At 32.6% G+C, this 12,890-nt stretch carries 9 protein-coding genes; all 9 read left to right on the forward strand.

The features are described from left to right. Nucleotides 1-358: 358 nt before the first annotated feature. The 9 genes from OLM33_09805 to pseI all read left to right on the forward strand — a co-directional run bounded on the left by OLM33_09805 (nucleotide 359) and on the right by pseI (nucleotide 12,211). On the forward strand, nucleotides 359-1,855 hold the full coding sequence (locus OLM33_09805; protein ID MCW1713946.1) for a hypothetical protein: 1,497 nt from the start codon (nucleotides 359-361) through the stop codon (nucleotides 1,853-1,855). Nucleotides 1,856-2,009: 154 nt separating this feature from the next. After that, the gene (locus OLM33_09810) at nucleotides 2,010-3,062 is read left to right on the forward strand and encodes a hypothetical protein (GenBank protein MCW1713947.1); all 1,053 of its coding nucleotides are present in this window, start codon (nucleotides 2,010-2,012) and stop codon (nucleotides 3,060-3,062) included. Nucleotides 3,063-3,299: 237 nt separating this feature from the next. Next, nucleotides 3,300-4,589, forward strand: coding sequence for a polysaccharide biosynthesis C-terminal domain-containing protein (locus OLM33_09815; GenBank protein MCW1713948.1), 1,290 nt, complete (start codon nucleotides 3,300-3,302; stop codon nucleotides 4,587-4,589). Nucleotides 4,590-5,619: 1,030 nt separating this feature from the next. Then, nucleotides 5,620-6,663, forward strand: coding sequence for a hypothetical protein (locus OLM33_09820; GenBank protein ID MCW1713949.1), 1,044 nt, complete (start codon nucleotides 5,620-5,622; stop codon nucleotides 6,661-6,663). A gap of 105 nt (nucleotides 6,664-6,768) precedes the next feature. Further along, nucleotides 6,769-7,773 (forward strand): UDP-N-acetylglucosamine 4,6-dehydratase (inverting), encoded by a 1,005-nt coding sequence (pseB, locus tag OLM33_09825; GenBank protein MCW1713950.1) that lies wholly within the window; start codon nucleotides 6,769-6,771, stop codon nucleotides 7,771-7,773. A 15-nt stretch (nucleotides 7,774-7,788) separates the two neighbouring features. Then, the gene (gene pseC / locus OLM33_09830) at nucleotides 7,789-8,979 is read left to right on the forward strand and encodes a UDP-4-amino-4,6-dideoxy-N-acetyl-beta-L-altrosamine transaminase (protein MCW1713951.1); all 1,191 of its coding nucleotides are present in this window, start codon (nucleotides 7,789-7,791) and stop codon (nucleotides 8,977-8,979) included. Between the two features lie 8 nt (nucleotides 8,980-8,987). Further along, nucleotides 8,988-9,722 carry a glycosyltransferase family protein gene (locus tag OLM33_09835; GenBank protein MCW1713952.1) on the forward strand — a complete coding sequence of 245 codons (735 nt, stop codon included), beginning with the start codon at nucleotides 8,988-8,990 and terminating at the stop codon, nucleotides 9,720-9,722. A 15-nt stretch (nucleotides 9,723-9,737) separates the two neighbouring features. Further along, complete coding sequence (locus OLM33_09840; protein ID MCW1713953.1) at nucleotides 9,738-11,180, forward strand: bifunctional UDP-2,4-diacetamido-2,4,6-trideoxy-beta-L-altropyranose hydrolase/GNAT family N-acetyltransferase; 1,443 nt, start codon at nucleotides 9,738-9,740, stop codon at nucleotides 11,178-11,180. Beyond that, a complete protein-coding gene (gene pseI, locus OLM33_09845) occupies nucleotides 11,180-12,211 on the forward strand; it encodes a pseudaminic acid synthase (protein ID MCW1713954.1) in 1,032 nt (343 codons plus the stop codon). Before OLM33_09840 ends, pseI begins: the two co-directional genes overlap by 1 nt. Nucleotides 12,212-12,890: the final 679 nt, after the last annotated feature.

The following is a 12,890-nucleotide window of genomic DNA, read 5'->3' on the forward strand; positions in this document are numbered from 1 at the left end:
ATAGGCTCATGCACTTTATCATTGTTCTGCCTCCGTGGTTTCTTTGGGATTCTTTTGTGTCGCAACTTAATGATATCCCAATAACGGAGGCTTTACTTTTTTATTTTCCTATCTTGGACACGTGTGATTAAAATATTGACATTTTCTAGTTGAATAAATTATAGTCAAATTAAAAATAATAATTAAAAAACATTTAGCTATTAATTAGTTTAAAGAATGCGAATTATAGATTTTGCTAATTTATTGTATGTCATAAGGAATTACCTGGTATTTTAGTTCAATAACCATCTATTTATCTTATCTCTATCGACATTGACACGTTGGAGAGACTGGCTGATAGCGGAGTTTGTGTTGCAGAATGCAGTTCCAGCGAGATATGCGCGTTAGTGAGAGAGAGGTTCGTGTAAAACCGATGATTACGCTACAGGATATTCTCGAGATAGAAAATGACGAAGGAATCCTCAACTTCAGATGCCCCGAGACAGGGTATTTAATGTGGCCCTTGATTCGTAATGTCTTTATCTGCTTTATCATAAGAGATCTTCTTTACGAGGTGCCCTTGCAATCTGAACAATGCACACCTCGTCCTCAAAGTGCTTATCTTGCAGTATTGAAATCCTGCGCTCACAATATTCTTAAGGGGCGGGATCTTAAGGGATCTATTCTGATCTCTGCTTCCGGGAGTCACGTGTTGCGTAACGAACTCTATTTAAACCGCCTATCGGACCACTTCGCGTTTGCTGCAGCAGATAAAACTATTACGTTGGAAGCTTTGTTTGTCGACTGGCACTGGCCTTTTCCACGGTATAACAACAGAGTTTTATTCGACGCTCCTATTTTGGGGATATCCTCGCTTTACGGCAAGTTTTTCACCAGTGTAAAACACCGTGAGTGTGCTAAGGCCCTAATAGAATTCGTAACACGAAGAGCCCGAAATCTGCTCGATTGGTCGCTTTCGGAGGAGCGGAGCAATTTTTTAACAACTATTCTTGCAAATAATATAGCGGCTCTTCCCGTGAGGAGGCACTTGTACTCACGTCTCTTCCAACAAACTGGGACGCGGATTCTGATTCGAGAGGAGGGGTGTTATGGTTGCTCCTCCGTTATCAATACGATCGCTCATGACAGTGGCATCATTACCGCCGAATATCAACACGGTATGGTCACTGCAGGGCACTATGCGTATAACTTCGCTGAAGCCTTGCGATCGAGTGAAGAGTATAAAAAAACGCTTCCCCAATACTTTCTTAGCTACGGGAAGTGGTGGACCGACCAGATAAACGCCCCTGTTATGAAATTGAATATCGGTAACCCTGATCGCACAGAATCTTTGAAGCGTATAATGAGTTCAAATCGGCAGAAAATAGACCTGATTGTGCTCGGAGACGGAATTGAAACGGAGAAGTATCTATCCTTTTGTACTGTTCTGGCAAAAGAGCTTGGATCAAATTATCGGACTGTGTTTCGTCCTCACCCACTGGAGAGAGAGCGCGTGCTTCGGTCATATGGTCGAAAAGCTGGTGATGTCATTATTGAATGGGATAAAGAGCTATTAGAAGCCTTTGAAACAACTGATATTGTCGTTAGCGAAGTTTCAACAGGGCTGTTCGAGGCAATTGGTTTGGTGAATAGAATCTTTTTATGGGACACTCCCAAGGCGAAATTTTCTTATCCAACTCACCCTTTCACTGTCTTTTCAGATGCTGACGACCTCGTAACGAAGATTCAGGACTGTAGTAGCGGCAGAATTGATCCATTAATTGCGGAAGAATTTTGGACTCCGAATTGGAAGCAGAACTACCTGGCTTTCTTGCAGAGTGTCTGTCCGGGAATTCTTGACTCCACTAAATGTTGAGATGGGGTTTATTAAAGGAAAGAACAGTAGGTTTTATTGGTCGATTTGAATGATAAGATCTATCGATAGTTACCTTAGATCGGAGGGACAATGGAAAGTGCAGACAAAACAAACGCACTTATTTTCGATATACGTTGCATTATTATATGTAAGCATGTTTTTAAATTTTTTTTCCTACCCTATTTTATGGTATTTACTGATAGCTCTTTCTCCGTTAATTTTTCTAGCTTGTAATCAGAGGCTTAAGTTTAAAAAAAATATTTATTTACTTATATTTTACATATGTTTATCTACTTTTTTCATCATTGCGTCTGCCTTAATTCAAAATAGAGAAATAAATTTATCTGTACTTAATATCATCTCGATATTAAGTAGCTTGTTAAATGGTTATCTTCTGAGTCAGCAAAAAATTAAGTTGAAAATAATTGCAACTCCAATAATATTATTTATCCTATTTTCGTTTTTTATAATCATTAAGGGAACTGATCCAAATTTTGTTTTTACACAATCTAGCCGGAACACTTTTTCCTGGCTTGCGATTTTCGGTAGTAGTTTGTTTTATATATGTCAATTAAAAAAAGGAATTAACTGTAAAATCTCAATTTGGCCTGCTTGTTGTGGATTCATTATTTCTGTTTGGAGTCTTGGGAGGTCTGGGATTATATCTTCTGGAATAATACTTGTAGGGATTATCATGTATAAATTAAAAAATCACAAGGTAAAGGCAATTCTATTCTTTTTTTTGATGGTTCTTTTTTTTCTTTTATCCTATCATTTATTTAAGCCGCAAATAGAATTTATAGTTAAAGTTACTATGCGTTTTACGTATGAAGATATTAATAATAACCCTAGAATTGAAATAGCTGGTAACTACATGAAAAATATTGCTTCTATGAAAGGGATATTACTTGGCGCTAAACTATCTACAATAAATTATATGGAGCAATGGAGTTTTAATTTACATAACTCTTTCCTTAATTTCCACTCTTTCATGGGTATTGGGAGCATAATTCTAATAATGCTGATTATAATCGGCATTATTAGGAAAGCATTTCGAAGCATCTTGCTTGGGTTTATTGGCATTGCCCTACTACTTAGAATCAGCACAGATACAGGAGCATTTGTAGGTCCTATGGATTTTCTGTTGTTTTATTTTCTTTTTTCGGAGATGTTATTTTATAAAACAAGTAACGTGCCTAGATGTTAAGAAAAGGTGGTGAACATAATTATCTTTTTTGGTGTATCTTTATAAATTAATACCGGGATATTTTACATCTTTTTTAAAGTGAAACTTGACCATTTTGGATATAGCAGTGATTTATAATACTGTGTAATGCAATCTGAAACGCAAAGACACAAGTTTTTACTAACTACTCCTGAAACTTATTATATTTTTGCTATTCATAAAGTAACTTGCCATAACATTTTTGGGGGTCTTAAAGACATGCAGATTGTAAAAACATTTAGAACTATCTCCAAAACTGATTTACTTCGTTCTGCTGGAACTTATGGCATTTTCTCTCTCATAAACAGTGCTATCCCTTTTTTTCTTCTCCCTGTTTTGACCAGATATCTTTCCCCAGAAGATTATGGTTATGTTTCTGTTTTTAATATAATGTTATCAATTGCAGTTGCTTTAGGTGGATGTAATTTTGCCGGGGCATACTCGAGGGCATATTTTGCAGAGGATAGATTTCAAGCACCTGTTTACTTCGGTACAGTAGTTATGGCAACTATGTACATCGGAGCCATTTTTACACTTTTAGTTCTTGTGACAAAGTCAGCCATTTCAAATCTTTTTTCTTTTCCAGCTTCGTGGCTTTGGTTAGTCCCTGTTTCAGCAACTGCATTAAGTATTAATAATATAATACTGGCCCACTGGCAGGTACGTAATAAGCCGCGCCATTATGGTTTGTTCATTAATACTAGAACTATTTTTCGTGCTATTATGTCAATAATTTTTGTCGTAATGATTAACTTAAACTGGCGCGGACAAGTGTTTGCGATTGTTTCAGCTCCATTTATATTTGCTCCGATTGGGTTAATGATCATGAAAAATAGCGCTAGTATATATTTTTCTATTGATAAAATATATTTAAAACATGCACTTAATTTTGGTATTCCTTTGATTCCCCACGCATTAGCCGGCATTTTAAATTCCTCAATAAACAGGATTTTTATTTCTAAAATGATTGGTCTTGCAGAAACGGGTCTGTTTACAGTTGGATTCCAATTAGGCAGTCTAATATTACTTTTTGTGACAGCATTTAATCATGCATATTCCCCATGGCTTTTTAAAAAGCTGAATCAAAAATCGTATGTAACAAATATTAAAATAGTTAAGTTGACATATTTATACTTTATAATAATTTTGTTGGGAACCCTTATTTATGGAATGTCAGCGCCATCGATAATACAGATTTTTGTAGGGAAGGAATTTCAAGGATCTTATGTATATGTTTTATGGATATCATTAGGTTTCGCCTTTACAGGGATGTACTACATGGTTGTAAATTATATCTTTTATGCAGAAAAGACAAAGTACTTAGCTTTGGCGACAATTACAACGTCTTTGTTGAATATTGGGTTAAATTACATTTTTATAAAAAGGAATGGACCAATTGGAGCAGCACAGGCAACAACGATTACTTCATTTTGCACTTTTTTACTTGTGTGGTATTTATCTTCAAAAGTTTATAAAATGCCTTGGAATATATTTAAACTATTAAAATAACATTATTGACTTTTTTATTAATACTTTAAGTACGGACATAATAAGGTTTACAGTAACTTGATAATTCAATAATCGGCGAACTTTTAAAATATTTTGTAATTTACATGCACACTTAAGCAGTTTGTTCTTTAGTATGTCAGTCAAAGTTTTAACAAATACTTCAAGAAGAATGCCAAATTCCTTTCTTACTATTAATGATTTGTTGGATGCTGTTGAGATAAATAATTCCATAAGATTTCGGAAGGCTAAGGGCATCTGATGCTAGAGAGTTAATTCAATATTGCACTTTTTAATCAAAAAGCTCATATCATTAGAAAGTCTTATGTTGCAATTGCAAAGATAGTATGTCTTACAAAAATTAAAACATCATATCCAGAAAATTAACAAAAATTTGTACCTCTTTGTTTACTTAAAAACAAACAATATTTGAACCTAAGAAAGAATGGATCATTTCTTGTAGTAGATTTATACTCGAATACAAGAAAAGTGATATTTTTCATAGTGGAGGCTTCTTTGTGGCATTGTTTTAGTGTGGTAAATAAATCTTACTGAGAAAAAATCTATAGTGCATTTTCTGTCGATTATTAATGAATTATTAAAAGATTTAATATTTCATTTTTCTATAAAGTTTAGTTAATATTCTAACAAAAAGATATTTATAAAGAATTAAGGTGTATAGCTTGATAAGTTCATATTGTGAAGTAATAAATACGATAAAATTAATAGAACAAAATATGACCTATTTGAACAATCTATTGATCATGTATATTTTTGGAAATTAATTAGATTAAATATTGCTTATAAAATATTAATTAAAAAAAATATTTTTCAAGAATCACATCCAAATGTCAGAACGAATATTTTAAGAAAATCTGTAAATAAAATCATTGAAGATATATTTATAATTATATTTAATATACAACATAAAATAAAAAATAAGGATATTAATGTTATTGTTTTTAGAAGTCCAAGAAAAACATGGTATGAAAATAAATATCAAGATATTTATACTGTTTTTTTAGAAAGTGAATTGCAAAGTATTAATGATATAAAATATAGTTTTGTTGATTTACATTTAACAAAATATATTGCTTACAGAAATTGTAAGATTCTTCGTTCTTTAAATAGTTTATTTATTTTATATAAGATATTTAAAAAAATAGATTTAACACAAGACGAAATAAACAATATAAAAAAAATTGAAAAAGAAATTTATTTTAGATTAAATGTTAATATAGATTTAATGAAAATAATTATAGATTCTGTATTAAAATTTAAATATGATTATTTATATTACAATAAACTATTTTTAAAATCTAAGTTAAAATATGTTTTTTTGATTTGTTCTTATGGTTTAGAAGCTTTAATATTTGCTGCTCAAGTAAATAAAATAAAGGTTATTGAGATACAACATGGAACAATGTCTGATGAGCACTTAGGATATAATTATAATTTAAGAAAAGTTAGATATTTCCCTGATATGATATTTTTGTTCGGTAAATATTGGGATGATATTACTAATATTCCTTTGGACAATAATAATAAAATCTATTATGGATATCCATATTTAGATTCTCAATTAAAAAAAATTTCTAAAATAAAAAAAAATAAAAATAAAATAATATTTATATCTCAAGGAATAATTGGGATTCAACTGTCCCAAATAGCTTATGAATTTGCATTAAATAATTCTGAATTTTTAATTGATTATAAATTACATCCAAGTGAAATAAATATTTGGGAAAGCATTTATCCTCAGTTAAAGACCGCTAGTAAATTAAGCAATTTTAATATAATAAATGATAACCAAATAAATACTTATGAGCTTTTAGCAAAGTCAGAATTTCAAGTAGGTGTAAATTCTACTTTGTTATATGAAGGATTAGCAATGAATTTAAAAACTATTTTGATAAATTTGCCAGGAATTGAATATATGAAAGTTCTTATAGAAAATAATTATGTTATGTTGGCAAATAATTCCAGTGATATTTTAAATTGTATACATAAAAGCGAAGGGTTGAAATTTAATAAAAAATACTTTTTGAGGATTATGATACTTCAAAATATAAATTAAATAAAATACTAACAGATAAATAATATAAAATACATAAAGATAATGTTATTTAGTTTATATATTTTAAGTATTTTAAATTTATTAAATAATAAAGGAGAATTTTTAATGTATAATAATAAATCAATATTAATTACTGGTGGAACTGGGTCTTTTGGTAAAAGATTTACTGAGATAATATTGTCGAAATACAATCCTAAGAAAATAATAATCTATTCAAGGGATGAATTTAAACAAGATAATATGAAAAAAGATTTTACACAAAAGTATCCAGATAAGGTTTCTAAATTGAGATTTTTTATTGGAGATGTAAGAGACAAGGACAGACTTTATCGAGCCTTTAAAGACGTAAATTTTGTAATTCATGCTGCAGCAATGAAACAAGTTCCAGCGTGCGAGTATAACCCATTTGAAGCAATCAAAACAAACATAAATGGTGCACAGAATATAATAGATGCTGCACTTGACAGGGAAGTAGAAAAAGTAGTAGCACTATCAACGGATAAGGCTGTCAATCCAATTAATTTATACGGTGGAACTAAATTAGTCTCAGATAAACTTTTTATATCTGCGAATTCTTACCGTGGAGGAGCCGGAACTGTTTTCTCTGTAGTACGTTATGGGAATGTATCTGGCAGTAGAGGATCTGTTATTCCTTTTTTTAGAAAACTTCTCAATGATGGTGTAAATGAACTTCCAATTACTGACATTCGAATGACCAGGTTTTGGATGACATTAGATGATGCAGTTGATCTAGTTGTTAAAGCATTGAAAGAGTCTAAAGGCGGAGAGACATATGTATATAAAAATCCATCATACAAGATAATTGATATTGCAGAAGCTCTTAATCCAGGTGGTAAAATCAATGTCATAGGAATTAGAGAAGGGGAAAAAATCCATGAAATTATGATTACAAGTGATGACTCACGCGGAACGTATGACTATGGTGATCATTATATAATTTACCCGAACTACATTTGGTGGTCGAAAGATAATTATTTTAAAGAAGGTGGATTATTAATTAAAGAAGGTTGGGAGTACAATTCCGGCGAAAACACTCAATGGTTAGATGTTAAAACAATAAAAAGAAAAATTGAAGAACTCGGTTTATAGTAAGGAGGCGCTGAGATGGATAAATTGGCTATTTTAGGCGGTAAGCCTATTCGTAGTACATATTTATCTTATGGGAAACAATTCATTGACAATAGTGATATAGAAGCAGTAATAACCGTGCTGAAAGGCGATTATTTGACAACAGGTCCATGTGTAAATGCATTTGAAGAAAAAATTGCAAATTATGTCGGCTCCCGATATGCTGTTGCTGTTTCTAATGGAACAGCTGCACTTCATGTTGCTTGTTTTGCCGCGGGTATAAAAGAAGGAGACGAGGTTATAGTCAGCCCCATTACGTTTGCAGCTTCAGCTAATGCTGTACTATACTGCGGAGGAATTCCTGTTTTTGTGGATGTTGATCCTTTAACATATAACATTGATCCAAACTTAATTGAAGACAAAATTTCAAATAAGACTAAAGCTATTATTCCTGTAGACTTTACCGGGCAATCTGTTGATATGGATAAAATCAAAGAAATAGCTGAGAAGCATGGTTTATATGTTATTGAAGATGCTGCTCACGCATTAGGTAGCGAATACAAAGGGCGAAAAGTCGGAAGTCAAGCCGATATGGTAGAGTTTAGCTTTCATCCTGTAAAAATGATAACAACAGGAGAAGGAGGGGTTGTAACTACCAACAGCGAGGAACTATATGACAGGATGAGGATTTTTAGAACACACGGAATCACAAGAGATAAGGAAATGTTAAGTGATAAGCATGGTCCATGGTATTATGAACAGCAGTCCCTTGGTTATAATTACCGTTTAACAGACCTTCAAAGTGCCTTGGGAACAAGCCAAATGGACAAAATTAACGGATTTATTAAACGAAGAAGAGATGTTGTAAAAATATACAATGAGGCATTTAAAGACCTAAAAGAAGTTGTGACTCCATATGAAGCAGATTATTCAAATTCAGGTTGGCATCTATATGTAATAAAACTTAATTCAGATTTCATCACTTGTACACGTAAAGATATATTTGAGGCGCTTCAGGCAGAAAATATTGGGGTAAATGTTCATTATATTCCAGTCTATTTTCATCCTTATTATAAAAAATTGGGCTATAAAAAAGGCATTTGTCCAAACGCGGAAGTACTATACGATAATATTATTACTCTCCCATTGTTTCCACTCATGACAGATAGTGATGTTGCCGATGTAATTAATGGTGTTAACAAGGTGCTAAATCATTACCGAAAGTAGGAATATCAATGAAAATAGGTGCTATTGTTCAGGCAAGGATGGGTTCAAAAAGGTTGCCAGGAAAAGTAATGAAAGATATTGAAGGAAAAACTGTCCTAGCACACGTTATCGAAAGAATCCAACAGTCAAATTTAATTGATGTGATTGTTATAGCAACTACAACCCACGAAAGAGATGACATAATTGAAGCAGAAGCATTAAGATGCGGGGTAAATATTTTCAGAGGAAGTGAGGAAGACGTACTTTCAAGGTACTTTTGGGCCGCCAAACAGTATGAGATAGATGTCGTGGTCCGGATCACGTCAGATTGTCCCCTTATTGATCCAAAAGTAATAGATAAAATTGTGGACTTCCATCAGGCAAATAAATATGACATTGTAACCAATGCCGGATCAGATATATCAAATAGAACATTTCCAAGAGGACTTGACACAGAAGTCTTCTCTATACAAGTATTAGAAAATGCATACAAGAACGCTTCAGAAAAATACCAACGTGAACATGTTACACCCTATATTTATGAGAACTCAAACAATATTTTTTATTATAAAAACGATTTTGATTATTCAAAATATCGTTGGACTCTAGACACTGAAGATGACTATATTTTAATAAGTAGTATCTATAAACATTTATACAAAGGCAAGCATAATTTCTACATTCAGGATATTCTAGAATTATTTTACTTAAACGAGGAACTTTTCGGTCTTAATGCACATGTAGAACAGAAAGATATTAAATAGCAAGGTTCGGTTATAATGACAGTCATAATTTTAACTGAAGGTGGTAAATATATAGGATTGGGTCATCTTTCTAGATGCATATCCCTCTATGATGAGATATACACTAGAGGTATAAATGTTAAATTAATAGTATTTGGAAATATTGAAAAATATGAATTTTTAAAAAGCAGGGAATTCATTAAAGAAAATTGGTTAAAAAAGGAATATTTAAACAACAATATTACAAATGAAGATTTCGTAATTGTTGACTCATACAAAGCTGAAAAAGAACTATACGATATTATTGCATCAAAATCAAAAAAAGCTTTATACATAGATGACTATGGCAGATTGGTTTACCCAAAGGGAATTATTCTTAATCCTGCTTTGGACTCAAGTGGAGTTTTTTATTCTACCTCATTGGATAATGACCTCTTAATAGGCTCCAGATATGTTATTTTAAGATCCTCTTTTATTGGACAAAAAAGGAATATCCTAAGAGAAAATAAGCTCAGGGTTTTAGTAGTTATGGGTGGAACTGATGTTAGGAATTTAACTTCTTTAATCATAGATGAAATATGCATAGAAAATAAGGATGTTGTTTTTAATATAATAATTGCTGGCTCAAAGCCAGAATCTAAAAATTTAATAAATGTGTTCTATCATGTTAACTTGTCAGAAGATAAAATATGTCAGCTAATGCTTAATTCTGATTTGGCAGTTTCGGCTGCAGGTCAAACGATATACGAACTCATTGCGACTCAGACACCGTTTATTGCTGTACAGGTTGTTGACAATCAGAAGAACAATATATCTGCAATAAGAAACTATATTGATCCAAGAGTTGCGTTGGAGATTGATGCTGAAAATTTTGTAGCTGATCTTAAAAGGCTTTTTATCGACATGAAAACAATTAATCTTAGAGAAATACTAGTTAATAAAATGAATAATTTGATAGATGGGTTTGGGAGGAAAAGAGTAGTTGATGCACTATTATATAATTCACATAGAATTGATAACCTTATTTTAAGAATGGTTAAAAATACAGATATGAAGGGTATTTTTGAGTTATCTAACCAAGACGACGTAAGACGCTATTCAATAAATAAAAATAAAATTGATTGGAATAATCATGTTAGTTGGTTTACAAAAGTTCTAAAAGACCCAAATGTAGTTTTTTATGTAGTTACAGATAAAGAGAAATCATTTTTAGGGCAGGTAAGATTTTACATCGAAAATCTTTCTGCAACAGTAAGTATAAGCTTATCAGAAGAACTAAGAAATAAAGGTTTATCAAAGGCAATTTTACATAAGGGTATTGTGAAATTTTTAAATGAAAATGAACAAATTGAGGAAATCATTGCGTTTGTCTTTGAAAACAACATTGCTTCGAAAAAATTATTTGAAGGCCTGAATTTTAAAGAAGTTTGCACTAAAGATAATATGTTGAAGTTCACCCTGAAAAGAGGTGCTTTTTAATGAATATTGATTTTTTTGATACTAGTAATAAAGTTTTTATTATTGCAGAACTTTCTGCAAATCACGGGCATGATATTGCTATCGCAAAAAAAACTATAGATGCCGTGAAAGATTCCGGCGCAGATGCTATAAAATTACAAACATACCGTGCGGATACATTGACTATTGATTGTAACAATGACTATTTTAAATTGGATATTGGAACAATTTGGGATGGAAGAACTCTTTATGATTTGTACAGCGAAGCTTATACTCCTTGGGAATGGCATGAGGAACTAATGGATTATGCAAATAGACTAGGGCTTATCTTTTTTTCTTCCCCTTTTGATAAAACAGCTGCAGATTTTCTAGAAGGGTTGAATGTACCTGCATATAAAATTGCATCTTTCGAACTTATGGATATCCCATTAATAGAGTATATTGCTTCAAAAGGTAAGCCAATGATAATGTCAACTGGAGTGGCATCACTATCAGAAATTTGCGATGCTGTTGTTTCTTGCAGAAGGATGAATAATAATCAAATAATGCTTATGAAATGTACTTCTTCATATCCTGCAAAGGTTGAAGATGCAAATTTATTGATGATACCTAACATGAAAGAGACCTTTGAAGTAGAGGTAGGGTTGTCCGATCACACATTAGGAATAACAGCCCCTATAGTGTCTATAGTTTTAGGAGCAAGAGCGATAGAGAAACATTTCATCTTAGATAAATCAATAGGAGGACCTGACTCAAGCTTTTCTTTAGAACCAGATGAGTTTAAAAAAATGGTAGATTCAGTAAGAGAGGCAGAGAAAGCTCTAGGAAAAATAAATTATAATTTAGAATCAACACAGAAAAATAGATTGATTGGAAGGTCGTTGTTTGTAGTTGAAGATGTAGAAGAAGGCGAAATATTTACCGAAAATAATATCCGCTCTATAAGGCCAGGCTATGGGCTCCCTCCTAAATATATCAAAAATATACTTGGTAAAAAAGCAAAGAATAATATAAAAAGGGGCACCCCATTAAATTGGGATTTGATCACATGATCTTCTTCTTGGATCAATACAAGAACCTACGCAGTTCTTGATTAATATTTTTGTATTGCAAATTCACAAATGTATTATTAGCCTGCCGGTTTTTTTGATCAGTTTGATCTTACAGGTTATATGTACGAATCAGTATTTGAAAATATCAGAATCGTTTACGTTGGAAAAAGTTTCTAGCCAATCCGGATCTTTTATCAAAAAAATCCTCTCTATCTTCTCACACAATAGAACAGAATTCTTCGGGCGTTTTGCCGGCAGAGGATATTCATCTGAATTGATCGGCAAAATGTTTGCAAGTTTTTGGTTTTTGTCACTGTATAGCATCTGTTCGCGGATGGCTTTCGCGAAGCCGTACCAGGTGGTCTTGCCGCTGTTAGTTAAAAGGGGGGCATTGGGGTCTGCATATTCCGCTTAAAATAAACACCTCGACCGTTTCAGATTGAACACCCTGACCGCTTCAAACTGAACACCCTCGCCGCATCAACTGGACAGGTTCGAAGTGCCCGGAGGGAGCCGTCCTCCGGGCCGTGATTTTTACTTTTTGTTCTTTACTGTTTTTTGCAAGCCTAAAATCCCCACTTTTGCAAAATAAATTCCCCAGGCACAGGGTGGGGAATTTTATCCCGCAGATTTCATAAGTGAATCACGGACCCTGTTGCTCTGGCCATCAAATAAAAGC

This window comes from Synergistaceae bacterium DZ-S4 (assembly GCA_025943965.1).
GTDB classification, from domain to species: Bacteria; Synergistota; Synergistia; order Synergistales; family Synergistaceae; genus Caenicola; species Caenicola nitritireducens.